At 40.4% G+C, this 24,302-nt stretch carries 22 protein-coding genes; 15 read left to right on the top strand and 7 right to left on the bottom strand.

From position 1 onward, the window contains the following. Window positions 1–2 precede the first annotated feature (2 nt). From secB to H5126_RS03110, 3 genes are read right to left on the bottom strand one after another with little or no spacing between them, the layout of a single operon-like run. Window positions 3–488, bottom strand: a complete 486-nt coding sequence (gene secB / locus H5126_RS03120) for a protein-export chaperone SecB (protein ID WP_002957782.1) — start codon at window positions 486–488, stop codon at window positions 3–5. Window positions 489–522: 34 nt separating this feature from the next. Continuing rightward, a complete protein-coding gene (gene grxC, locus H5126_RS03115) occupies window positions 523–780 on the bottom strand; it encodes a glutaredoxin 3 (protein ID WP_002957783.1) in 258 nt (85 codons plus the stop codon). Window positions 781–811: 31 nt separating this feature from the next. Then, window positions 812–1,243, bottom strand: coding sequence for a rhodanese-like domain-containing protein (locus tag H5126_RS03110; protein WP_002957784.1), 432 nt, complete (start codon window positions 1,241–1,243; stop codon window positions 812–814). Between the two features lie 339 nt (window positions 1,244–1,582). On the opposite strand from H5126_RS03110, the gene gpmM reads away from it, so the two are divergent. The 4 genes from gpmM to H5126_RS03090 are packed head-to-tail and all read left to right on the top strand — an operon-like array spanning window position 1,583 to window position 6,382. Then, complete coding sequence (gene gpmM, locus H5126_RS03105) at window positions 1,583–3,127, top strand: 2,3-bisphosphoglycerate-independent phosphoglycerate mutase (protein ID WP_002957786.1); 1,545 nt, start codon at window positions 1,583–1,585, stop codon at window positions 3,125–3,127. A 3-nt stretch (window positions 3,128–3,130) separates the two neighbouring features. Beyond that, a complete protein-coding gene (locus tag H5126_RS03100; RefSeq protein WP_182720033.1) occupies window positions 3,131–4,270 on the top strand; it encodes a murein hydrolase activator EnvC in 1,140 nt (379 codons plus the stop codon). 34 nt (window positions 4,271–4,304) lie between these two features. Continuing rightward, window positions 4,305–5,570 (top strand): S41 family peptidase, encoded by a 1,266-nt coding sequence (locus tag H5126_RS03095; protein ID WP_182720032.1) that lies wholly within the window; start codon window positions 4,305–4,307, stop codon window positions 5,568–5,570. A 50-nt stretch (window positions 5,571–5,620) separates the two neighbouring features. After that, on the top strand, window positions 5,621–6,382 hold the full coding sequence (locus H5126_RS03090) for a divergent polysaccharide deacetylase family protein (protein ID WP_182720031.1): 762 nt from the start codon (window positions 5,621–5,623) through the stop codon (window positions 6,380–6,382). Window positions 6,383–6,726: 344 nt separating this feature from the next. On the opposite strand, the gene rpoH is transcribed toward H5126_RS03090, so the two are convergent. The 4 genes from rpoH to ftsY form a co-directional block, all read right to left on the bottom strand. After that, complete coding sequence (gene rpoH, locus H5126_RS03085; RefSeq protein WP_002957791.1) at window positions 6,727–7,590, bottom strand: RNA polymerase sigma factor RpoH; 864 nt, start codon at window positions 7,588–7,590, stop codon at window positions 6,727–6,729. A gap of 314 nt (window positions 7,591–7,904) precedes the next feature. Next, a complete protein-coding gene (gene ftsX / locus H5126_RS03080; RefSeq protein WP_002957792.1) occupies window positions 7,905–8,891 on the bottom strand; it encodes a permease-like cell division protein FtsX in 987 nt (328 codons plus the stop codon). Next, window positions 8,888–9,565 carry a cell division ATP-binding protein FtsE gene (gene ftsE / locus H5126_RS03075; RefSeq protein WP_002957793.1) on the bottom strand — a complete coding sequence of 226 codons (678 nt, stop codon included), beginning with the start codon at window positions 9,563–9,565 and terminating at the stop codon, window positions 8,888–8,890. Before ftsE ends, ftsX begins: the two co-directional genes overlap by 4 nt. An 87-nt stretch (window positions 9,566–9,652) precedes the next feature. Next, a complete protein-coding gene (gene ftsY / locus H5126_RS03070; protein ID WP_182720030.1) occupies window positions 9,653–11,692 on the bottom strand; it encodes a signal recognition particle-docking protein FtsY in 2,040 nt (679 codons plus the stop codon). A 207-nt stretch (window positions 11,693–11,899) separates the two neighbouring features. Between ftsY and rsmD the strand changes: the two genes are divergently transcribed. The 11 genes from rsmD (at window position 11,900) to purD (ending at window position 24,222) form a co-directional block, all read left to right on the top strand. After that, a complete protein-coding gene (gene rsmD / locus H5126_RS03065) occupies window positions 11,900–12,505 on the top strand; it encodes a 16S rRNA (guanine(966)-N(2))-methyltransferase RsmD (RefSeq protein WP_182720029.1) in 606 nt (201 codons plus the stop codon). 145 nt (window positions 12,506–12,650) lie between these two features. Further along, window positions 12,651–12,866 carry a 30S ribosomal protein S21 gene (gene rpsU / locus H5126_RS03060; protein WP_002957797.1) on the top strand — a complete coding sequence of 72 codons (216 nt, stop codon included), beginning with the start codon at window positions 12,651–12,653 and terminating at the stop codon, window positions 12,864–12,866. 19 nt (window positions 12,867–12,885) lie between these two features. Then, a complete protein-coding gene (locus H5126_RS03055; protein ID WP_007376027.1) occupies window positions 12,886–13,332 on the top strand; it encodes a GatB/YqeY domain-containing protein in 447 nt (148 codons plus the stop codon). Window positions 13,333–13,576: 244 nt separating this feature from the next. Beyond that, complete coding sequence (dnaG, locus tag H5126_RS03050; protein ID WP_165744708.1) at window positions 13,577–15,328, top strand: DNA primase; 1,752 nt, start codon at window positions 13,577–13,579, stop codon at window positions 15,326–15,328. 390 nt (window positions 15,329–15,718) lie between these two features. Beyond that, complete coding sequence (gene rpoD, locus H5126_RS03045) at window positions 15,719–17,569, top strand: RNA polymerase sigma factor RpoD (RefSeq protein WP_002957800.1); 1,851 nt, start codon at window positions 15,719–15,721, stop codon at window positions 17,567–17,569. Between the two features lie 68 nt (window positions 17,570–17,637). Then, a complete protein-coding gene (prmA, locus tag H5126_RS03040; RefSeq protein WP_002957801.1) occupies window positions 17,638–18,519 on the top strand; it encodes a 50S ribosomal protein L11 methyltransferase in 882 nt (293 codons plus the stop codon). A gap of 282 nt (window positions 18,520–18,801) precedes the next feature. Beyond that, complete coding sequence (gene dusB / locus H5126_RS03035; protein WP_024603689.1) at window positions 18,802–19,773, top strand: tRNA dihydrouridine synthase DusB; 972 nt, start codon at window positions 18,802–18,804, stop codon at window positions 19,771–19,773. 19 nt (window positions 19,774–19,792) lie between these two features. Beyond that, entirely contained in the window at window positions 19,793–20,083 is a 291-nt protein-coding gene (fis, locus tag H5126_RS03030; protein ID WP_002957804.1) for a DNA-binding transcriptional regulator Fis, read from the top strand. A 325-nt stretch (window positions 20,084–20,408) separates the two neighbouring features. After that, window positions 20,409–21,995, top strand: coding sequence for a bifunctional phosphoribosylaminoimidazolecarboxamide formyltransferase/IMP cyclohydrolase (gene purH / locus H5126_RS03025; protein WP_024603688.1), 1,587 nt, complete (start codon window positions 20,409–20,411; stop codon window positions 21,993–21,995). A 106-nt stretch (window positions 21,996–22,101) separates the two neighbouring features. After that, window positions 22,102–22,923, top strand: coding sequence for a class I SAM-dependent methyltransferase (locus H5126_RS03020; protein WP_182720028.1), 822 nt, complete (start codon window positions 22,102–22,104; stop codon window positions 22,921–22,923). A 15-nt stretch (window positions 22,924–22,938) separates the two neighbouring features. After that, a complete protein-coding gene (gene purD / locus H5126_RS03015; RefSeq protein WP_138489712.1) occupies window positions 22,939–24,222 on the top strand; it encodes a phosphoribosylamine--glycine ligase in 1,284 nt (427 codons plus the stop codon). Window positions 24,223–24,302 lie beyond the last annotated feature (80 nt).

Raw genomic sequence — 24,302 nt, 5'->3', positions numbered from 1 at the left:
AGTTATGCGTCTGCTGAAGCCTGGTCAGCTTGCGCAGTACGTTGTTGCATGTATTGTGCAAATAACGCATCAAAATTAACTGGCGCAAGGTTAAGCTGTGGGAAAGTACCACGGTTAACAAGATTTGAAACAGCTTCACGTGCATATGGGAATAACACGTTAGGACAAAATGCACCTAGCATGTGCGCAAGTTGCACTTCTTCAACTTCAGCAATAGTAAAAATACCTGCTTGTTGAATTTCACATAAGAACGCAGTTTCTTCACCAATAGATGCAGTTACAGTTAGCGCTAAAACAACTTCAAATACACCTTCGTCCAACTTGTTTGAGCGTGTATCTAGGTCTAGCTTAACTTCTGGTGTCCATTCTTTTTGAAAGATGGCCGGAGAGTTTGGCGTTTCAAACGATACATCTTTAGTGTAAATGCGTTGAATAGTAAATTGTGCGCCAGCTTCAGCAGCTGCTACGTTTTGATTTTCTTCGTTCATTGTTATTCCTAACTTGTTCGTTATTATAATTAAATTAAGCGTTTAGCTTAGCGTCAAGTTTACCTTGCGCTTCAATAGCCATCATGTCGTCGCAGCCACCGATATGTTCATCATTAATAAAAATTTGCGGTACTGTGCTTGCACCACCTGCTTTGGCAATCATTTCATCGCGTAGCTCAGGCTGCACACCAATATCATAATTTGTGTATTCAACGCCTTTGCTGTTTAAAAGCGAAAGAGCACGCTGACAAAATGGACAATACGCCTTGGTGTATAAAACAACATTACTCATAATAAATCCTCTATCGGCCTAGCTAAACTGATTAGCGACCTGTTGTAGTTGGTAAGCTGGCAGATTGCCACGCACCCATGCCACCTGCTAATAAGTAAACTCGTTCAAAACCAGCTTTACTCATAGCGGCTGCAGTACCTTGGGCAGTCATACCTGTAGTACATACAACTATAATGGGTTTAGTCTTGTACTTTTCAAGGCTTGAAAAGTCAGATTTTTTCGCATTCTCTGGGCTTAAGTGCTCAGCACCAGAAATACGCCCTGCATTAAACTCTTTTTGCGCACGTATATCGATTACTTGACCGTCATCACGGTTAATAAGTAACGTAAGCTGCTGGGGATTTATTTGACGAACAGCTGAAAGCTTACTCTTTATCCAGCCACTAACAATAAGGAAAACAATACCAACCCAAGCAAGGCTTAAAATGGGATGATTTGTAATAAATTCAATATATTGATCCATTCTACTTCCACTATGAAATTATGTTTTAAAACGTGATGTTTTAAGGATTTTGTACTTTAGCCACGCAAGTATACCCAAACCAACCTAAAATGCGAGTTTAGGAGCACTTAGAGGCGTTTAAAAAACGATAAAGCCCCCCATATATAGTTAACAAGAACTCTGGATAATAAATCTATCTCAAGCAGAGTTCAGGTTAGTCAATGAGGTATAAGTGAAAAAATTTAATATCTTGTTTTCAATGCTGATCCTAGCTTAAAAACACGGTATGCTAAAACCACGCTAATAAACCTTTTTAGGTGCACAGTATCCATCAACAGATACTAATTTTCAGGAGCTATTATGACAGAGCATAAAAAACCACTGGTATTAATGATTTTAGACGGTTGGGGACACCGCGAAGATACGCAAAGTAATGCTATTCTTGCAGCTAACACACCTGTATTAGACAACTTATGGGCCACCCGCCCACACACATTAATATCGGCTTCGGGTTTAGATGTTGGTCTTCCTGATGGTCAAATGGGTAACTCAGAAGTTGGCCATGTAAACTTAGGTGCAGGGCGCATTGTGTATCAAGATTTTACCCGTATCACCAAAGCAATTAACGATGGCGAGTTTGATTCAACCCCAGCCTTAGTTGAAAACATAGACAAAGCAGTAAGTGCTGGTAAAGCGGTTCACATAATGGGTCTTTTAAGCCCAGGTGGTGTGCATAGCCATGAAGATCATATAGTTGCAAGTATTGAGCTGGCGGCAAAACGTGGTGCTAAAGAAGTCTATTTCCATGCATTTTTAGACGGCCGTGACACACCTCCACGTAGCGCAAAAGCATCAATTGAACGAATTGAAGCGTTATTTAGTAAACTTAAGTGCGGACGTTTAGCATCACTTATTGGCCGTTACTACGCAATGGACAGAGACAACCGTTGGAACCGTGTAGAAAAAGCTTACAACGTAATGACGCTCGCCGAAGGCGACTTTAATTTTGATAATGGTGTTGAAGCACTTAATGCAGCGTACGAGCGCGACGAAAACGACGAGTTTGTAGCAGCTACGACTATTACGCCAACAGGTGCCACTCCGGCTTCAATAAACGATGGTGACACCGTTATTTTTGCTAACTTTAGAGCAGATAGAGCCCGCGAAATTACCCGCGCTTTTGTTGAGCCTGAATTTGATGGTTTTACTAAAAAAAGAACGCCAGAGCTTAGCGCATTTGTAATGATGACAGAGTATGCAGCCGATATAGACGCACCTGTTGCATTTGGACCTACACCACTAATAAACGTACTCGGTGAATGGTTTGAAAAAAATAATAAAACACAGCTTCGTATTTCAGAAACCGAAAAATACGCACACGTTACATTTTTCTTTAGTGGCGGACGTGAAAGCGAATTTAAAGGTGAAACACGCGAGCTAATTCCTTCGCCGCAAGTAGCAACCTACGACCTACAACCTGAAATGAACTCAGAAATGCTAACCGACAAACTGGTAGAAGCAATTAAAAGCGGTAAATACGATGCTATTATTTGTAACTACCCTAATGGCGATATGGTTGGTCACTCAGGTGTATTTGAAGCCGCTGTTAAAGCTTGTGAAGCTGTAGATAGCTGTATCGGACGTGTTGTTGATGCGCTAGAAGAGTTTGGTGGTGAAGCACTAATTACAGCCGATCATGGTAATGCTGAGCAAATGGCTGATCTCAAAACAGGCCAAGCACATACTGCCCACACTAGCGAACCTGTGCATTTTATTTATGTTGGTCGCGATGCAGAGCCAATGCAAGGTAAAGCCTTGAGTGATGTAGCCCCAACAATGCTTCACTTAATGGGTATGGAGCAACCAAAAGAAATGACTGGTACGCCTATCATGATGTTGAAATAACACATGAACAAACGTATTAACCGGTTAATTAAGTGCGGTTTGATACTAACTTCATTAGTGGCTGCATCTGCAGTTGCTAATGAAGATCGTACTAAAAAAGACTTATCAGAGGTTCAAAATGCACTTGAGCAAAGCCAAGCTGAATATAACGCCCAAAGAAAAAAAATAGCGTCGCTACAAAAAAATCTAAAAAGCCATGAACTCGATATAGCTAAAAATGCTAAAGCACTTAACATGGCAGAGCAATCCGTAAAAGAGACTAAAACACAGCAAAAAGAGTTACAAAGTAAAGCCGATGAGCTTGATAAAAAACACGCTCAGTTTCAGAAAATTTTAGCCGCGCAACTCAAAAGTGCCTATATGGCCGGTGGCGACGACTACTCTAAAATGCTGTTGAATCAAGAAGACACAGCCAAGTTTGAGCGCACACTTAGCTATTACAATTACTTAAATAAAGCCCGTATTGAACAAATCGAAGATCTAAAAGATCTTCAACAGCAAATAGTACAAAACCAAGAAGAGCTCGTTAAAACGCAAGAAAAACTAGAGCTTTTATTTGATGAACAAAAAAGGCGCCAAACTGCATTACTTAATGCACAAAGTGAACGCCAAGCTAATCTTAAAAACTTACAAGCTCAGCTCAACAGCACTAAAAGCTCAATAAATTATTTAAAAGAAAACCAACAAACTTTAGTAACAACGATTAAAGAGCTCGAAAAAGAAAAAACACAAAAAATAGAATTACTTGGCCTAAATAAGAGCAAGGGCAAATTAGACTGGCCGAGCAAAGGCAAGTTAGAGCACACATTCGGCCAACGTAAGCATGGTGGTATTGATTGGAAAGGCGTGTTAATTGGTGCAAAAGAAGGCACTAATATTAATAGCGTGCACAACGGCCAAGTTGTATTTGCCGATTGGCTAAAAGGTTATGGATGGGTAATTGTTGTAGACCATGGTGAAGGTTTTATGAGCCTATATGGCCACGCTCAAACGCTACTAAGAGATGTAGGGGATATGGTACGTGAAGGCGAAACCCTCGCTTTAGTAGGCCAAAGCGGCGGACAGGCAAGTTCTGGTCTATACTTTGAAATACGCCACAAAGGACGCGCAGTAAATCCTGTAAAATGGTGCAAACGTATTTAATTAGATAAATCGCTGCACCGCCTTGGAGCAGCTGATGACAACTAAAAAACACACAATAAATACCGTTAATAAAAAAAGTGCAGACTTTTATATAAGTCTGTACTTACTTGTATTACTAACCCTAATTACCTTTACTAGTAATGCACTAGCAAGCTCAATTAAAGATCTTAAAAGACAACAAATAGACGAAATACTCTTTAACATTCATACCTATTACGTTGAAGATCTCACCTTACAAAATAGCCACCATATTAAATATAACAACCAGCAGTTTGAGCGTTTATATTCAAAACTCGACTCCTACTCTAAGTACTTAAATGAGTATGAGTTAGCCTCATTATTTGATAATACAAATGGTCGTTACACAGGTATTGGTATAGAAGTTAAGAACATAGACGAGAATATGACTATTGTTAACGTGGTTAATAATTCGCCCGCAAAAGCAGCAGGTATTTTACCAGGCGATATTATTGTAAGTGTAAACAACAACGCAGCTCAAAACCTTACTATCGACGAAGTAGCAACACTAATAAGAGACAGTGAATTTTCGAATATAGATATAATTGTAAATCGCGATAACAATAAAAACCCACTCACTTTTCATGTCACACGTCGCCAAATAAACCTCGAAAGTGTAACAAGCGAACTTTTAGATTTTGGAACTGGTTACATAGCTATCAATAACTTCTCTAACCACACATTACATGAAGTTGCACTACAAGTTGCCGCCCTGCAAAGCCATTTTGGCTACCCACTTAAAGGCTTAGTAATTGATTTACGTGATAACCCAGGGGGGACATTACAAAGCGCAGTGGCTGTATCAGACCTATTTTTACAAAGTGGCACTATAGTGACGACTAAAGGACGTTTTTACGATGCTAACCAAGCATTTTATGCAAAGCGTGGAGACATTCTAAAAAATGCGCCCATAGTTGTGCTTATAAACGAAAATTCTGCCTCTGCAGCCGAAATACTTGCAGCAGCACTTAAAGATAATAACCGAGCAACCATTGTTGGCAGCCAATCTTTTGGGAAAGGCTCTGTACAATCACTCATTCCACTCGGTGATGGCAATACCGCATTAAAGCTCACCACAGCGAAATACTTCACACCGTTAGGTAAATCGATTGATGGAATAGGAATAACCCCAGATGTGGCGGTTAATCAAACAAACCTTTCACAAAGTAATAAAGCCGTTATAATAAAAAATGAACACACTAACAATAATGCGCAATTACTTACTGGTAATCTAACCGATTTACAGTTGGTTAAAGCCAAACAATTACTCAGCATGCAATAGCTTGTATAAGCTGTATAAATAAAGCTAAAAAGATAATAAAAACTATAAACGTGAAAATAATAAAATGGCTAACATTAGCTATTTGTTTTAGCTCTGCAACAATTAGCGCCAAGCAAATAGCAATAGTGATAGACGATATAGGCTATCATCAACGGGACTTAGAGTTCCTTTCCTTACCTGGGCAATTGTCGTATTCAATTTTGCCCCATACCCCTTATTCGCAAATTTTTGCAACACTTGCCAGTCAATCAAATAAAGAGTTATTGCTTCATGTACCTATGCAAGCACTTAACGGTAAAGAACTAGGGCCTGGTGCGCTTACTTTAAATATGAATAAAGAGCAGCTTCAGCAAACTCTTGGAACAGCTCTCGCTAGTTTACCGCAAGTTAAAGGCGTTAATAACCACATGGGCTCAGCGCTTACGCAAAAAAGCCAAGCTATGAAGTGGACAATGGAAGTACTTAAAAAGCGTCATTTATATTTTTTAGATAGTCGCACAACCGATTTGAGTCAGGCACAAAATGCCGCTAACTTTTTGGGTGTTGCTAATATTAGTCGCCAAGTGTTTTTAGACAACATAACTACACCAGAACAACTGCAGCTAAGGCTTGAAGAGTTAAAACAATTAGCCATTTCCCATAGCTTTGCCATTGCAATTGCTCATCCCTACCCTGAAACCATCGAATTTTTACGCCATGCCTTACCAGAGCTAACTAAGCAAGGTTTTGAACTCGTACCGGTTTCGCAATTAGTTGAACGTAAGTACATTCAGTTAGCGCATGCTGAGAGAAAGGGAGTGAGTGCTAGGTAATATAAGCTTTAAATAATGCTATATCCGAATAATAAACTAATACCAATTCGCTTAATTAAGTGGTCTATTTTGAGGGCGGAAAAACGTGTTGATAGCTAGGCAAAAAATTCACTATTCAGTTGTTCCAAATGAGACTTTTTTAACGCAGGTAGCGACACGTTTAGCCTCGCAAAATGATTAAGTATTATTGCGGATTGGTATAACCATTCGATAATGCAGAGTATCGGTATTACTTGATTAGATATTTTATCGTTGGGTTTCGCTTCGCTCAAACCAACCTACTCAAAAGCAAAAAGCCCCGCATTTTCATGCAGGGCTTTTTAAATTTTGCTGCTTGAGCAATATTAGCTCATAGCGCTTTGTAACTTTTTCATCGCTGTTTTTTCAAGCTGACGAACACGCTCAGCAGATACACTGTACTTTTGTGCAAGCTCCTGAAGGGTTGCTTTATCATCAGACAACCAACGTGCGCTAACAATATCTTGTGAACGTTCATCTAGTGTTTTAAGTGCGCTAAATAAACGAGTATGCGCTTGCTCTTTCCACTGCTCTTGTTCAACGTCGTCAGCTAAGTCTGCTGCGCCATCTGTTAAATACTGTACTGGAGAGTATGTACTTGTTGGTGCATCGTCGTTATCGTCACCAGTTAGGTCAAAGCCCATGTCTTGGCCGCTCATGCGCGATTCCATTTCACGTACTTCTTTTTCACTCACACCTAGCTCGCTAGCAACAGTGCTAACCTCAGCTTGGTTGAACCAGCCTAAACGCTTTTTGTTTTTACGAAGATTAAAAAACAATTTACGTTGCGCTTTAGTGGTTGCAACTTTAACTATGCGCCAGTTTTTAAGAACAAACTCGTGTATTTCGGCTTTAATCCAATGCACTGCAAACGACACTAAACGTACACCCACTGTAGGGTCAAAACGTTTAACCGCTTTCATCAGGCCTATATTACCTTCTTGAATAAGGTCAGCTTGTGGTAAGCCGTATCCCGAGTAGCTTTTAGCAATATGTGCTACAAAGCGTAAATGCGACATAATGAGTTGCTTGGCAGCACTAAGATCGCCTTCTTCCTGAAGTCTTTTAGCAAGTTCTTGCTCTTGTTCAACTTTAAGCATAGGAATAGTGCTTACCGCTTGAAGGTAACCGTCCATGCTTGCGCTTTGTTGTCCGACTGTAAGTGCCATTGCGTATAAATCTTTACTCATTTTTCACCTCGGTGATAAACATTTGAAACTATCTTAGCACTCTTTCTCTAAGAGTGCTAACCCCAATTTAAAACTTTTTAAAAGTATAAATCAAGCAGTTTTTAGTATGTGTTTAGTCTACTACAAGCGACTGAATAAGTGATGAATTGAGGGATTGCAGCCAATTAACCTAACCGCATCACCTTATTTACAACTCATTACTTTATGGGAGGATAGTACACAAATATGACAGTTTTAGTAACGGGAGGTACAACCCAGTCCGATACGTTACGCATATCAAGCTGGGTTGGTTCACTTATAGTTTGCAGGGTTTTTTATACTTTATCGGGTTCTATTTCTTTAATATATCGATTTACAGAAAGGTACGAGCCTACAAATCCTAAGCTTGTTGCAAGTAACACTAAAAAGCCGAGTTCATTAAGCGATAATCCTATTAACGAAAAACTTGTTTGATACACCCCCGCTACACTGCTCACAGCGCTTGAAAGCCACCACATCATCAGTCCTACGCATATAAAGGCAAACAAACCACCTATTACACCATACCAAATACCGGTCCACAAAAATGGGGCATGTATAAAGGTGTTCGTTGCGCCTACTAGCTTCATTACTTGTATTTCTTCTTTTTTATCCATGATCGACAAACGAATGGTGTTACCAATAATAAGTGTCACTGAGGTAAGTAGTAATAATGCGATAGTTATTACACTTTCTTTGAGTAAATCTAGTAATGCATTTAAACGCTCTAACCAGGCTATATCGAGCTTACCAAAATCAACTTCACGTTCACTTTCTAATTTAGTTAGCAGTACTTTAGCGGCATTTGGGTGTCTGTGACGTTTTGTTGGAGTAACGAGTACCACATCCGGTAATGGATTTTTATCTAAATACTCCAAAGCTTGCCCAAAGCCAGATACATCTTTAAATTCAGTTAATGCCTGTTGTTTTGAAATAAACTCAACACTTTCCACTTCTGGGTAAAGTGCTAAACGCTTTACTAATGTTTGCGTTTCTTGCTCGTTCATACTTTCTTTTACGAACAACGATATTTCACTCGCCTCTTCAAAGCCACTACTCACTTGCTGTACGTTTTTAACGACTAAGTAAAGTGTTGCAGGTAACGTTAGGCTCAAACCAAGTACAGCGATAGTCATCATAGACGCAAGCGGCGTGCGCCACATTTCACCTAAGCTATGCACACCTTGGCGAAAAATATTAATAATAAAAAAGTAACCGCCAGCTAATACTGATTTTTTTTGCTTGTCGTTACTATTTTGGCGACCTTTAAAAAGTAAACTCATAGTGCCCCCTCAGCAAGCGGGTCTTGAAGCATACGGCCATCTTTTAAGGTTAAGCTACGATACTTCATACGTGCAACCAAACCCAAATCATGCGTTGCGATAAGAACAGTGGTACCGTGTTTATTAAAGTCTTCAAACAACTTTAGTATTTCCATTGAAAGCTCTGGGTCAAGATTACCTGTTGGTTCATCAGCTAGTAAAATTGGTGGGGAGTTTACAATAGCTCTGGCAATACCAACACGTTGTTGTTCGCCTCCAGAGAGCATTGAAGGATGGCATTTCACTTTGTCAATTAGGCCTACCTTGTCAAGCGCGCCATGGACCCGTTTAGCTATTTGCTTATGGTGAGTCCCCTCAATAATGAGAGGTAATGCCACGTTATCAAAAATAGTATAGCGCTCTAATAACCTATGATTTTGAAAAATAATACCTATATCACGACGAGCATAAGGAATTTGACGCGAGTTTACTTTGTTTAAATCAACACCGTTGATAAATACACTACCTGCTGAAGGACGTTCCATTAAGCTAATTAACTTAAGCAACGTACTTTTACCCGCACCACTGTGGCCAGTTAAAAAGGCAAGTTCACCCGGTTTAATATGAAAATTAACTTTTTCGAGGGCGCGGTGCCCTCCAGGATAGGTCTTACTTACTTGCTGAAAATTTATCATCTTTTTATTATGCCAACTCCATTAACACATTAATGAAATTAGTATTCCTCGCAATTAAAAAGGGAGCTAGCTCCCTTTTTTGGTAAATTAAACGTCGTCCTCATCTTGGCTAAATAACGCATCAATAAAATCATCGCTTTTAAAAGCGCGTAAATCATCAATACCTTCACCAACACCAATGTAACGAATTGGAATATTAAACTTATCTGCAACCGCAAAAATAACACCACCCTTTGCAGTTCCATCAAGTTTTGAAAGCGTAATACCAGTTAAACCAACACATTGATTAAACAGGTTTACTTGGCTAATTGCATTTTGCCCTGTGCCTGCATCGATAGTTAACATCACTTCGTGCGGCGCATCAGGATCAATCTTTTTCATTACACGAGCTATTTTTTCAAGCTCTTGCATTAAATTATCTTTATTTTGCAAGCGCCCAGCTGTATCAGCAATTAACACATCTATATTACGTGCTTTAGCCGCTTGGAATGCATCAAACACAACTGATGCACTATCTGCACCTGTATGCTGTGCAATAACGGGAATGCTGTTACGTTCACCCCAAACCTGAAGCTGCTCAACAGCTGCCGCTCTAAACGTATCACCAGCAGCCAGCATAACCGACTTACCTTCGTTTTGAAATTGCTTAGCCATTTTACCAATAGTCGTTGTTTTACCAACACCATTTACGCCTACCATTAAAATAACAAACGGCTTTTTATCTTCGCTTATGACTAAAGGCTGTTCTGCCGTTTTAAGCATCGCAGCCATTTCTTGTTTCATTAACTCATAAAGCGCATCACCATCTTTTAACTGTTTACGGTTCGCTGCATCAGTTAAACGATCAATCAACTTCATGGTGGTATCAACGCCTAAATCGGCGGTGAGTAATTGAGTTTCAAGATCTTCAAATAATTCGTCGTCTATTTTTTTTCCACTAAAAATAGACGCAAAACCAGAACCTATATTAACGCGAGTCTTTAACAAGCCTTTTTTAAGACGAGAGAAAAACCCTTCTTTTTTTGGCTTTTCGGCTTTTTTAGCTTCTTCAATTGCAAGTTCTGCTGTGATACGTTCTTGTTCTAAACGCTCATTTTCTGCTTCTTCAGCTGCAATACGTTCTTGCTCTAAACGCTCATTTTCTGCTTTTTCAGCCGCAAGGCGTTCTTGCTCTAAGCGTTCATTCTCTGCTTTTTCAGCAGCAAGGCGTTCTTGTTCTAAGCGTTCATTCTCTGCTTGTTCAGCTGCAAGGCGTTCTTGCTCTAAATGTTCATTCTCTGCTTTTTCAGCTGCAATACGTTCTTGCTCTAAACGCTCGTTTTCTGCTTTTTCAGCTGCAAGGCGTTCTTGCTCTAAGCGTTCTTGCTCTAAACGCTCATTCTCTGCTTTTTCAGCTGCAATACGTACTTGCTCTAAGCGTTCATTCTCTGCTTTTTCAGCCGCAATGCGTTCTTGCTCTAAAAGCATCTGCGCTTCTTGTTCTGCTAAGCGCTTCGCTTGCTCTTGCCTTTGAGCTTCAGCATCCGCTTGTTCTTTTGCTAATAACTCAGCATTCGCTTGCTCTATTGCAAGCTTTTCGGCTTTGATTGCCTCATCTTGTTTTTCAAGGCGTATTTGCTCTAGTCGCTCAGCCTCTACTTTTTCTGCCGCTAATCGTTCTTGCTCTAAGCGCATCTCTTTTTCTTGGTCGGCTAAACGGTGCGCATGTTCTTGTCTTTGCGCCTCGGCATCTGCTTGCTGTTTTGCAAGCAATTCAGCATTGGCCTGCTCAATGGCAATCTTTTCCGCGTTTTCAGCACGCTGGCGTTCTTGTTCTAAACGCTCTGTTTCAGCCTCTGCTTTTAACCGTTCAGCTTCAGCTTGCTCTTGCGCTAGTTTTTCTTGCTCTAAACGTGTTGCTTCAATTTTTTCAGCAGCGATACGCTCTTGCTCTAAGCGCTCTGTTTCAGCCTCAGCTTTTAAACGATCAGCTTCAGCTTCTTGCTGCGCTAGTTTTTCTTGCTCTAGCTTCTGGGCCTCTTCTTGCGCTAATACTTGTTGTTTATCAGCTGCTGCTTTTTGCTCTGCTTCTTTTTTATCTGACTTGCCAAAACCGAGCCACGACATGAATTTACTTTTTTTTGTCATACTTGCTAATAACCACTTATAAAAATCTGATAAACTAAAATTTGAAATAGCTTGGCAATGCCCAGCAATAGTTGCTAATAAATACAACCATTCAAAACGTAAGTGTTTAATAGTAACACTTTTAATGCGGTTGAAAAATGAAGCTACACGTAATCGCCCATAATATTATCTGAGCTAGATACCATATACCATTTTTTAGTGAGCTAAATGAGAAAAAAAACAACGCAAAATAAAGCAGCTAACAAGCCCAGTGATGGCTTTATTAGAGTGATTAGTGGTCAATTTCGAGGCCGTAAACTCCCGGTTAAAAACGTAGAAGGCTTGAGACCTACTACCGATCGAATTAAAGAAACTGTATTTAATTGGCTAATGCAAGATACGCGTGACGCAAATGTACTTGATTGTTTTGCCGGTTCTGGTGGATTGGGATTTGAAGCGCTATCACGATATGCTAAAAGCGCTACATTTATCGAACTCGACTCATTAGCCGCTAAGCAATTAGAACAAAATATTAGCACTTTAAAGCTCGACAACGCATACGTTAAGCATACTAATTCACTCTCCTTTTTAGAGCAAAAAAACACAAACAAAGCCTTTAATCTTGTATTTGTTGACCCACCATTTCGTAAAGATTTAGCGCAAACAACCTGCGATTTATTAGAAAAAAACCAATGGTTAAGCAACGACGCATTAATTTATGTTGAAGTAGAGGCAGAGCTAGCCGCCTTAGAAACACCAACCAACTGGTTGTTAATTAAAGAAAAAAAGGCGGGACAAGTACTTTGCCAACTGTACCAGCGCCAAGCAAATTAATACTGTTTAACGTAATGCGTTTCTGTTAATATTGTCCTTTACATGTGGTGTTGCTTCGGATTACAATACCGCACCATTTTTGAACCACTTGATCAATGTTTGATCAACTTGAGCAACGCTCATAATTTAGGTAGGTGAATTTTTAATGCCAGTAATTAAAGTAAGAGAGAACGAACCGTTTGACGTAGCACTTCGTCGCTTCAAGCGTTCATGTGAAAAAGCAGGAATCCTTTCAGAAGTTCGTCGTCGCGAGCACTATGAAAAACCAACAGCTGAGCGTAAGCGTAAAAAAGCTGCTGCAGTTAAACGTCACATGAAAAAACTTTCTCGTGATAACGCTCGTCGCGTTAAATTATACTAATATATTAGGTCTTGTATAAATGAGCCTTTTAATAACGCTAAAAGATGCGCAAAAAGATGCGATGAGAGCTAAAGACAAGCAACGTCTTAACCCTATTCGTATGGTACTTGCTGCAATCAAGCAACGTGAAATTGACGAGCAAATAACGCTAGACGACGCAGGTATTACCTCCGTTATAGTGAAGCTTGTTAAACAACGTCGTGACTCTTACACTCAGTACAAAGATGCTGGGCGTGATGATTTAGCTGATATTGAAGCCAATGAAATAGTAGCGCTTGAAACTTTTTTACCTCAACAATTGAGTGAAGAAGAAATAATTGCTCTCATTGACGCGGCTATTGCTGATACTAATGCAGCAGGTATGCAAGACATGGGTAAAGTAATGGGTATAATCAAAAGCAAAGCTGAAGGTCGAGCCGATATGGGTAAGATTTCTGGTTTAATTAAGCAACGATTAACTGCCTAATACTCCCACATACATTAAAGTATGATTGAAGTAAACCGAGCCTAGCGCTCGGTTTCTTTGTTTTTAACTTTAATAAAAAGTACACCGATTAGGTTACTTTAAAATGAAATTTTTTATAGCTTCCCTATTTATTTCGCTGTCATTTTGGTAAGTTAAAGCACACTATATTTTGCATCAAGCAAGTATAAAAAAGTAAATTTCATATTCGTTCTTCTTCTTATTATTTCAGGACTGTATTTTACTAATGGCCGGAAAGATCCCACGTAACTTTATAGACGATTTACTTGCCAGAACCGATATTGTCGACCTGATAGACTCAAAAGTAGGTCTAAAAAAAGCAGGTAAGGATTATCAAGCTTGCTGCCCATTTCATAACGAAAAATCTCCCTCATTTACTGTATCGCAAGACAAACAGTTTTATCACTGCTTTGGGTGTGGCGCTAATGGTAATGCAATTTCGTTTGTAATGGAGTACGAAAAGCTAGAGTTTGTAGATGCTATTGAAGAAATAGCCAGCATGCTTAACTTAGAAGTACCTCGAGAACAAGGCGCAAATTCAGCACCAGAGCGTACGGCTGCGCAAAAGCGCTCCGATTACGACTTAATGCTTCATACTGCTCGCTTTTATCAGCACCAATTAAAACACCATAGTAATTCTGCTGCTGTTATTGAGTATGTTAAAGGCCGTGGTTTAAGCGGTGAAACTGTTAAAAAATTTATGATTGGCTACGCTCCCAGTGAATGGGATGGGCTATGCCTACAGCTTGGTCGTAATAAAGAACAAAAAGAGCAATTGGTTGAGCTAAAGCTAGCTTCAGAAAAAACACCAGGCAGACAATTTGATTTTTTTCGCGATCGCCTAATGTTCCCTATTCGCGATAAACGCGGACGCGTTATTGCATTTGGTGGGCGTGTAATGCAAGCCGACCAAGGGCCAAAATATCTAAACTCGCCAGAAACCCGAATTTTCCATAAAGGCTTTGAGCTTTATGGGCTTTACGAAGCAAAGCAAGCCCATAAAAAACTTGATCATGTAATGATTGTTGAAGGTTATATGGATGTTGTTGCCTTAGCTGAACAAGGGATTGAATATGCAGTTGCATCACTGGGGACAGCAACAACAAGCGAGCACATGCACACTTTATTTAGAACTACTGATAAAGTAATCTGTTGTTACGATGGCGACAGGGCTGGCCGTGACGCTGCTTGGCGGGCACTTGAAAATGCACTCCCTTATTTAAACGATGGTAAAGCACTACAATTTGCATTTTTACCAGATGGCGAAGACCCTGACTCGCTTGTACAAAAAGAAGGTAAGGAGCAATTCGAATTGCGCCTAAGCCAAGCAGATGACTTTACCAAAGTATTGTTTAATAAATTAAGCCAAGAGGTTGATTTAACACTCGATTCAGGAAAAGCTAAACTTCTTAGTGCAGCACTTCCACTAATTGAAAAAATTCCAAGTGAGTTTTATCAAGAAAACATTCTTGAACAATTAGGACGCTTAATTGGCAGAACGCGTGAGCAGTTGAATAGCCGTTTAAAAACGCCTAAACAACAACACTCTATTGAACGTAAATTTAAAATAACACCTATGCGCCAAGCTATCGGTATATTGATCCAGCACCCTAATTTAGCTAAAAGTGTGCCGTATTTACCTGAGCTTGCACAAATGAACATTGCTGGCATAGGGCTGTTATTACGATTACAAGAACAAGCTTTAGAAAAAGAAAATGTGACCACTGCGCAACTGCTCGAGTTTTTTCGAGGAACTGAAGATTACGAGCCATTAATCAAGCTTGCAACGTGGCAACATGAGATAAATGAAGAACGTTTAGAGACGGTTTTTAAAAATACTTTCAAGTTTATTGAAGATCAGTGTTTAAATTATCGACTCGAGACCTTATTAATAAAGGACAAGACACAAGGCCTTAGTAGCGATGAAAGGCTTGAGTGTCATTTGTTAATGACAGCGTTAAAAGCGACTAACAGTTAGGGTCTGTTTATCTTTCGAGGTTAAGTTTACAGCAGTGTGTTTGGTATTTAGACAAGACAGAGCTTATGTAGTGTGGTTATTCCACATAAATAGGCGATAACGCAGCATAAATACCAAACACGCGCTGCCCTTTGGGTTCGACCCAAGGGAGGTTTACTCTTTGTTGCTCGGTTTTTACTTAGCCCACTAGGTTACAAACCTCGCGCCGCGATTAAACCACCCTTGGATAGAACAAACTTTAATCCTGAAAGACCAACAGACCCTAGTCAAAATTGATTTAAACTGTTATACTGTGCTATTCACTGCGTCACATTATTCTAGTTAGCTTTAATGCAAACTACATGATGGCGCCTGTTGTATCAACTTATCAGAGTGGAAGAAACAATCTCTATGGATCCAACTCCTCAGTCACAATTAAAACTTCTGATTCAGAAAGGTAAAGAGCAAGGCTACTTAACTTTTGCAGAAGTAAATGATCACCTTCCACAAGACATTATAGACTCAGATCAAGTAGAAGATATCATAAGCATGATTAATGACATGGGTATCAAGGTTAGCGAAAACGCGCCTGATGCTGATGAATTAATGATGCAAGAAACAACGACAGACGAAGACGCAGCTGAAGCTGCCGCTGCAGCCCTTGCGACTGTAGAAAAAGAAATCGGCCGTACAACGGATCCAGTTCGCATGTACATGCGCGAAATGGGTACTGTTGAACTTCTTACACGTGAAGGCGAAATTGTAATCGCTAAACGTATTGAAGAAGGCATTAATCAAGTACAGATTTCTGTTGCAGAGTACCCTGAAGCAATCACTTACCTACTAGAGCAGTGGGATAAGTTTGAAGCTGAAGAAATGCGTTTAAGCGATATTATCGTTGGCTTTATCGATCCTAATGAAGATACAGCGCCAATTTCAGCAACTAACATCGGTTCAGAATTAAGTGCTAAGCAACTTGAGGACGACGATAAAGATGACAAAGATGATGCTGATAGCGATGATGAAGATGAAGAAGAGATAGACACAGGGCCAGATCCTGAAGAAGCTCGTATTCATTTTGAAAATTTACGTGATTTATATAATAAAGCACGTGATACGTTTGAAGCTAAAGGTCGTTCGCATCCTGAATCACAAGCAGCCATTTTTGAAATTGGTGAGCTTTTCAGAACATTTAAATTAATACCTAAACAGTTTGACCGCATGGTAAATAACATGCGTGAAATGATGGATCGTGTTCGTGTTCAAGAACGCCTAATCATGAAGCAAGCTGTTCAAATTGCTAAATTACCAAAGAAAACATTCGTTAAGCATTTTGCTAATAACGAAACTGACGCTTCTTGGGTTGATTTAGAAATTTCAGGTAACGAAAAGTATTCAGCTAAACTTGAAGAAGTTAAGCCAGAAATCATTCGTAGCATTAATAAATTATCTGTTATTGAACAAACAACAGGTTTAAGTATTGAGCGTATTAAAGACATCAACCGTCGAATGAGCATAGGTGAAGCGAAAGCACGCCGTGCGAAAAAAGAAATGGTTGAAGCTAACTTACGTCTTGTAATCTCAATTGCTAAAAAATACACAAACCGTGGCTTACAATTCTTAGATTTAATCCAAGAAGGTAACATTGGTCTGATGAAAGCGGTTGATAAGTTTGAATATCGCCGTGGTTATAAGTTCTCTACTTATGCTACGTGGTGGATACGTCAAGCAATCACACGCTCTATTGCTGACCAAGCAAGAACAATCCGTATCCCTGTGCATATGATTGAAACGATTAATAAACTTAACCGTATCTCTCGTCAAATGTTACAAGAAATGGGTCGTGAGCCAAATCCAGAAGAATTAGCAGAACGCATGATGATGCCTGAGGATAAAATCCGTAAGGTACTTAAGATTGCTAAAGAGCCAATTTCAATGGAAACACCAATCGGTGATGATGAAGATTCTCACTTAGGTGACTTTATCGAAGATACAACTATTGATTCGCCAATCGATTCGGCAACAATGGAATCTCTTCGTGGCGCAACTAACGATGTACTTGCAGGCTTAACAGCTCGTGAAGCTAAAGTACTACGTATGCGTTTTGGTATTGATATGAATACCGACCACACCTTAGAAGAAGTAGGTAAACAGTTTGACGTAACACGTGAGCGTATTCGTCAAATAGAAGCGAAAGCGCTGCGTAAATTACGCCACCCTTCTCGCTCAGATTTACTGAAAAGCTTTTTAGACGCTAAATAATTTTAGCGCTACTATATAAACTAAAAAGGCCGCTATAGCGGCCTTTTTTCTATTTGAAGGAAATAACCATGGCTTGGATCCAAATTCGTATTAATGCCAATGCTGCAACAGCTGATGCCGTAAGCGATCTATTAATGGAAGCGGGTAGCGCTTCAGTAACCTTTATTGACGCAAAAGACACCCCTATCTACGAGCCTAAAATTGGCACCGTTGTGTTCTGGGCTGATACCACAGTTATTGGCCTGTTCGAAGCTAATCATGATATGAACGCAGTCGTTGCGTTATTGAAGCGCCATGATGAGCTAAAAGACAATTTAGTATACAAAATCGAGCAACTTGAAGATAAAGACTGGGAACGTGAATGGATGGATAACTTCCACCCTATTCAATTTGGCGAAAAACTATGGATTTGCCCAAGCTGGCGCGACATTCCTGACCCTGATGCTGTAAATGTATTGCTAGACCCTGGCCTTGCTTTTGGCACGGGTACGCATGCAACAACGGCCTTGTGCCTTAAATGGTTAGAAAGCCAAGATCTGACGGGTAAAACGGTTGTTGATTTTGGTTGTGGCTCAGGCATTTTAGGTATTGCAGCTATAAAACTAGGTGCAGAGCGTATGATTGGGATAGATATTGACCCTCAAGCGCTTGAAGCTAGCCTTGATAACGCGAACCGAAATGGTGTTGCAGACAAACTCGAAGTATACCTTCCAGAAAACCAACCTGAGTTTAGTGCAGATATAGTAGTGGCCAATATTTTAGCCCAGCCACTTCGCGAATTACATAGTGTGATTTTAGGGTTATTAAAGCCAGGTGGTAAAATTGCCATGTCAGGTATTTTAGAAGAACAAGCACAATCGGTTGCTGACATTTATGCACCGTTTATTGAACTAGATGACATTGCCGTTGAAGGTGATTGGACTCGAGTAAGTGGCACTAAAAAAGCGTAATAAATCGAACAATCAAATCTAGAGCATTAACTCAAAACATGCATGTAAAGCCTGTATTTAACAGGCTTTACTATTTTTTTACATATCAAAAAATTTTCTAGTTATCTTGTAAAAAATAAAATCTGTATGAATTTCAAACAAATCAACCTACTTGTCATGTGGTTATCAAATGTCAATACGAAAAGGGCAAAAAAAAGTTACTTTTGTTCAATTTATAGCCTTTGATTTTTGTGAAAAAAACCGTAAACTTAGCGCCCCTTGAAAAGAGGCCTATTGAATATAGTGCGTATCGGTAAATACCAACTTGAGAATAATGTAATTGTCGCGCCAATGGCAGGCATTACAGACAGACCATTCAGACAACTTTGTCGACGCTTAGGTGCGGGCTTAGCTGTGTCTGAAATGCTATCGTCAAATCCTAAGGTTTGGAAAACAGAAAAGTCGATGAACCGTATGGATCACAGCGGTGAGTCGGGTATACGCGCGGTGCAAATTGCAGGAGCAGATCCTGAGCTTATGGCGCAGGCCGCACAATTCAATGTTGCTAATGGTGCACAGATCATAGATATCAATATGGGGTGCCCAGCAAAAAAAGTGAACAAGAAACTCGCAGGCTCTGCCTTATTACAGTTTCCTGAACTTGTGGAAGAGATTATTGATGCAGTTGTTAATGCTGTTGATATACCTGTGACACTTAAAATCCGTACAGGATGGGATCCGGATAACCGTAATGGTGTAGAGATTGCGAGAATAGCTGAACGTTATGGCATTGCATCACTTGCTGTACATGGGCGTACGCGCGCATGTATGTACAAAGGTGATGCTGAGTACGCCACGATTAGGGATATAAAACGTTCAGTGTCGATTCCTGTTGTTGCCAATGGTGATATTACATCACCAGAAAAAGCAAAACAGGTTTTAGACTATACGGGTGCAGATGCCATTATGATTGGCCGAGCCGCCCAAGGTCGCCCTTGGATATTTAGGGAGATAGACCACTATTTGCGAACTGGGGAACATTTACAGCCACCTGCTATTGCAGAGGTGCGCAGTATATTAATGGAGCATTTAACAAACCTCCATATGTTTTACGGTGAGCCAATGGGAGCGCGAATTGCTCGCAAACATGTATCTTGGTATTTGCAAACCCATGACAGTGATGGTCAGTTTAGGCGAGTATTTAATGCGCTCGACAACCCACAGGCACAGGTCGTCGCATTAGAGCAATACTTTAAAACACTAGCAGCTAACTAAGAAAGAAAGAGACTTAATAATGTTCGAACAAAACGTGACTTCTCCATTTATCACTAACCCTCATGTTCAGTCACACGAGAAACCGCAGCCATTGCGTGATGCAGTAAAAAAAGCTGTTCACCACTATTTAAAGCAGCTTAACGGTCAAGATGTGCAAGACGTTTACGACCTTGTTCTTTCAGAGCTAGAAGCGCCATTACTTGAAGAAGTAATGACATATACACGTGGTAACCAAACTCGTGCAGCAATTTTACTAGGTATCAACCGTGGTACTTTACGTAAAAAGCTTAAAAAATACGGCATGAACTAATACCAATTATATTGAAAGCGTAAGTATTCTAACGAGCTAAACAAGCCCATAACGTCGTTAAAAGTTTTTTATGTAGAATAACTACACTGCAAAATTTTTGCCTTGTTATAGACTTGTTTTTCTATCGTTATTACTACTTACTAATCCAATACAACTGGTATTTTGCAAAAAAAGCACCTTAGGGTGCTTTTTTTATGCCTACAGTTTATTAACTAAATTGCAAAATGCTCACGCTTATTGAGCCTTTATAAGTCGTTTTTTGAGTAGTAATCAGTTAAAATGCCCGCTTCTAAGCTAGCTCATTAACTGAGGAAATCAAACTACAATGGATACTCATCGTCCCATTCGTCGCGCACTATTAAGTGTGTCTGATAAAACCGGTATTGTTGAATTTGCCCGCGCACTTGAAGCGCAAGGCGTTGATATTTTATCAACTGGCGGCACATGTAAACTACTTGCTGATAACGCTATAAAAGTGACTGAAGTATCAGATCACACAGGCCACCCTGAAATCATGGATGGTCGCGTAAAAACCCTTCACCCAAAAATTCACGGCGGCATATTAGCCCGTCGCGGACAAGATGAAAGCGTAATGGCAGATAACAACATTTCTGCTATCGACATAGTTGTAGTTAACTTATACCCCTTTGCGAATACAGTCGCTCAAGAAAACTGCAGCCTTGAAGATGCCATTGAAAACATTGATATTGGCGGCCCTACAATGGTTCGTGCAGCAGCTAAAAACCACAAAGATGTAACAATCGTGGTAAACGCAAGCGACTACGACCGTGTTATTAGTGAAATGCAAAACAACAATGGTTCAACAACGTACAAAACACGTTTTGATTTAGCGATTGCCGCCTACGAGCACACTGCACAATACGATGGCATGATTGCTAACTACTTCGGTAAAATGGTGCCTGATTACACCGAGGAAGCTGCTGTAGAGACTAAATTCCCACGTACTATCAATATGCAGTTCACTAAAAAGCAAGATATGCGTTACGGTGAAAACTCACATCAAGATGCTGCTTTTTATGTTGAAAATGACATTGCTGAAGCATCAGTTGCAACAGCAACTCAATTGCAAGGTAAGGCCCTTTCGTTTAACAACATTGCAGATACCGATGCAGCACTTGAATGTGTTAAAGAATTTGACGTACCTGCGTGCGTAATTGTAAAACATGCTAATCCGTGTGGTGTTTCAATTGGCGACAATATTCTACAAGCATACGAGCGCGCTTTTAAAACAGACCCTACATCAGCATTTGGTGGCATTATTGCCTTTAACCGAGAGCTAGATGCAGCAACTGCACAAGCAATTGTTGACCGTCAGTTTGTTGAAGTAATTATTGCACCTAGTATTTCGAGCGACGCTGCAAAAATTGTTGAAGCTAAAAAGAACGTGCGCCTATTAGAATGTGGACAGTGGACAGGTAAAGCAGCTGGCCAAGATATTAAACGCGTTAACGGCGGTATTTTAGTTCAAGACCGCGACTTAGGCATGGTAACGCAAGGCGACTTAAAAGTTGTTTCTAAGCGCCAGCCTTCTGAGCAAGAACTTAAAGATTTACTGTTTTGCTGGAAAGTAGCTAAATTTGTTAAATCAAACGCAATTGTTTATGCCCGTGACGGTATGACCATTGGTGTAGGCGCAGGCCAAATGAGCCGCGTATACTCAGCTAAAATTGCAGGTATAAAAGCCGCCGACGAAAACCTTGAAGTTAAAGGTTCAGTTATGGCGTCTGACGCATTCTTCCCATTCCGTGATGGCATTGACGCAGCCGCAGCCGCTGGCATTACTGCGGTAATTCAGCCTGGTGGCTCAATGCGTGATGAAGAAGTGATTGCAGCTGCTGATGAAGCTGGCATGGCAATGGTACTAACTGGTATGCGCCATTTCCGCCACTAATCACACAAAGGGTTAAACGTTGGTTTAACCCTTTTTGTTTGCTATAAATTCACGTATTCTGATTATTCAATAACCTATTTAAAATTATAATGTGAAGGAACAAACAATGAAATTTGCGCTAAAATCGCTACTTGTAGCCACACTAACAATGACATCGACTATGGCGCTTAGCCATAACCACGAATCAAGCCTTGAACATGCACTTCAATCAAGCGAACGCAGTGCTAAAAACAGCGCTCGTGATGAATATCGTCACCCAGCTCAAACACTTGCATTTTTTGGCTTTAAACCAACCATGACAGTTGTTGAAATTGCACCCGGTGATGGTTGGTATAGTGAAATTTTAGCGCCAGCATTAAAAGAGCAAGGCACTTATTATGCCGCGCACTTTCCTGCTGATTCATCAGTTGGCTACTACCAACGTTCTCTTGCAGGCTTTAAACAAAAAGTAGCTGAAGATGAGCGCTTTAGTAGCGTTAAAATTACTGAATTTGCACCTGTAACACATTTAGATATTGCACCAGCTGGCAGTGCCGATATGGTTTTAACATTTCGTAATGTACATAACTGGTATATGGGCAAAGATAAAAGCGGTACATTAAGTGCATTCCAAGCTTTTTATAAAGCCCTTAAACCAGGTGGTACATTAGGTTTAGTTGAACACCGTTTAGCTGAAGAGCGTGCTGATGAAGATCAAAAAACATCAGGTTATATGAAGCAGAGCTACGTAGTAGACCTTGCTGAACAAGCTGGGTTTGAATTAGTAGCAAGCAGTGAAATAAATGCAAATCCAAAAGATACAGCCGATCACCCTAAAGGTGTATGGACGCTGCCACCAAGCTTAAGACTCGGCGAACAAGATGCTGACAAATATAAAGCCATTGGTGAAAGCGACCGCATGACGCTGAAATTTAAGAAACCGCTTTAAATAGGAATTTTCGCCATGAATGTTTTAGTCATTGGCAGCGGCGGCCGCGAACACGCACTTGCGTTTAAAGCCGCTCAAAACACCAAAGTAAATACTGTATTTGTAGCCCCTGGTAATGCAGGTACTGCACTTGAACCAAAACTTGAAAACGTAGCAATAAACGTTGACGACTTAGATGGTTTACTTAGTTTTGCACAGCAAAATAAGGTAGAGCTTACTATTGTAGGTCCAGAAATACCGTTAGTACTGGGTGTTGTTGATAAGTTTCGTGAGCATAACATGGCTATTTTTGGACCAACGGCGGGCGCAGCTCAGCTTGAAGGTTCGAAATCGTTTACTAAAGACTTTTTAGCACGTCATAAAATCCCAACTGGCGACTACCAAACGTTTGAACAGATTGAGCCTGCCCTTGCTTATTTAAAAGAGAAAGGCGCGCCAATTGTTGTAAAAGCAGATGGTTTGGCTGCGGGTAAAGGCGTAATTGTAGCCATGACGGAGGCCGATGCCGAAGAAGCGATTCGCGATATGCTTGCGGGTAATGCTTTTGGCGATGCGGGAAGTCGTGTTGTTATTGAAGAGTTTTTAGACGGTGAAGAAGCGTCTTTCATTGTAATGGTTGATGGTAAAAACGTATTACCATTTGCAACAAGCCAAGATCATAAACGCGCTTACAATGGCGATGCGGGTCCTAACACGGGTGGCATGGGTGCATACTCACCTGCGCCAGTTGTTACTGATGAAATCCACCAGCGTATTATGAACGAAGTGATCTACCCTACGGTAGAAGGCATGGCAAGCGAAGGCCATCCGTACACCGGCTTTTTATATGCAGGTTTAATGATTGACGAAACAGGCACCCCTAAAGTAATTGAGTACAATTGTCGCTTTGGCGATCCTGAAACTCAACCAATGATGCTACGTTTGCAATCAGATTTGGTTGAATTGATTGAAGCTGCTAACCGTGTAGAACTTGATAAAACAACGATTGAGTTTGACCCACGCGCAGCCGTTGGTGTTGTACTTGCCGCTAAAGGCTACCCTGGTGATTACCCTAAAGGTGACGCTATTTCGGGGCTAAAAGTGGATTACCCTGCAGGTGAAAAAGTGTTTCATGCGGGTACTAAACAAAGTGGCAATGACGTTGTAACCGCAGGCGGTCGCGTATTATGCGCAACAGCACTTGGTAACACTGTTACGCAAGCGCAGCAACGCGCCTATGAGCTTGTTAAACAAATTAGCTGGGATGGTATGGAATATCGTACAGATATAGCTTACCGTGCTATTGCACGCGAGCAATAGCCTATAATACCTATTCATTGGTATAACCAATTAATTTAACTAAAAAAGCGCAGTTTCCCTGCGCTTTTTTAGTGCTACAC

It is taken from the genome of Pseudoalteromonas sp. SG45-3 (assembly GCF_014164075.1).
GTDB classification, from domain to species: domain Bacteria; phylum Pseudomonadota; class Gammaproteobacteria; order Enterobacterales; family Alteromonadaceae; genus Pseudoalteromonas; species Pseudoalteromonas distincta.
This window is presented reverse-complemented; position numbering and strand designations above follow the sequence as displayed.

Bases quoted from the DNA above. Each gene is read 5' to 3' on its own strand.
- secB (WP_002957782.1), bottom strand. From the start codon at position 488: ATGAACGAAGAAAATCAAAACGTAGCAGCTGCTGAAGCTGGCGCACAA.
- grxC (WP_002957783.1), bottom strand. From the start codon at position 780: ATGAGTAATGTTGTTTTATACACCAAGGCGTATTGTCCATTTTGTCAG.
- H5126_RS03110 (WP_002957784.1), bottom strand. From the start codon at position 1,243: ATGGATCAATATATTGAATTTATTACAAATCATCCCATTTTAAGCCTT.
- gpmM (WP_002957786.1), top strand. From the start codon at position 1,583: ATGACAGAGCATAAAAAACCACTGGTATTAATGATTTTAGACGGTTGG.
- H5126_RS03100 (WP_182720033.1), top strand. From the start codon at position 3,131: ATGAACAAACGTATTAACCGGTTAATTAAGTGCGGTTTGATACTAACT.
- H5126_RS03095 (WP_182720032.1), top strand. From the start codon at position 4,305: ATGACAACTAAAAAACACACAATAAATACCGTTAATAAAAAAAGTGCA.
- rpoH (WP_002957791.1), bottom strand. From the start codon at position 7,590: ATGAGTAAAGATTTATACGCAATGGCACTTACAGTCGGACAACAAAGC.
- ftsX (WP_002957792.1), bottom strand. From the start codon at position 8,891: ATGAGTTTACTTTTTAAAGGTCGCCAAAATAGTAACGACAAGCAAAAA.
- ftsE (WP_002957793.1), bottom strand. From the start codon at position 9,565: ATGATAAATTTTCAGCAAGTAAGTAAGACCTATCCTGGAGGGCACCGC.
- ftsY (WP_182720030.1), bottom strand. From the start codon at position 11,692: ATGACAAAAAAAAGTAAATTCATGTCGTGGCTCGGTTTTGGCAAGTCA.
- rsmD (WP_182720029.1), top strand. From the start codon at position 11,900: ATGAGAAAAAAAACAACGCAAAATAAAGCAGCTAACAAGCCCAGTGAT.
- rpsU (WP_002957797.1), top strand. From the start codon at position 12,651: ATGCCAGTAATTAAAGTAAGAGAGAACGAACCGTTTGACGTAGCACTT.
- H5126_RS03055 (WP_007376027.1), top strand. From the start codon at position 12,886: ATGAGCCTTTTAATAACGCTAAAAGATGCGCAAAAAGATGCGATGAGA.
- dnaG (WP_165744708.1), top strand. From the start codon at position 13,577: ATGGCCGGAAAGATCCCACGTAACTTTATAGACGATTTACTTGCCAGA.
- rpoD (WP_002957800.1), top strand. From the start codon at position 15,719: ATGGATCCAACTCCTCAGTCACAATTAAAACTTCTGATTCAGAAAGGT.
- prmA (WP_002957801.1), top strand. From the start codon at position 17,638: ATGGCTTGGATCCAAATTCGTATTAATGCCAATGCTGCAACAGCTGAT.
- fis (WP_002957804.1), top strand. From the start codon at position 19,793: ATGTTCGAACAAAACGTGACTTCTCCATTTATCACTAACCCTCATGTT.
- purH (WP_024603688.1), top strand. From the start codon at position 20,409: ATGGATACTCATCGTCCCATTCGTCGCGCACTATTAAGTGTGTCTGAT.
- H5126_RS03020 (WP_182720028.1), top strand. From the start codon at position 22,102: ATGAAATTTGCGCTAAAATCGCTACTTGTAGCCACACTAACAATGACA.
- purD (WP_138489712.1), top strand. From the start codon at position 22,939: ATGAATGTTTTAGTCATTGGCAGCGGCGGCCGCGAACACGCACTTGCG.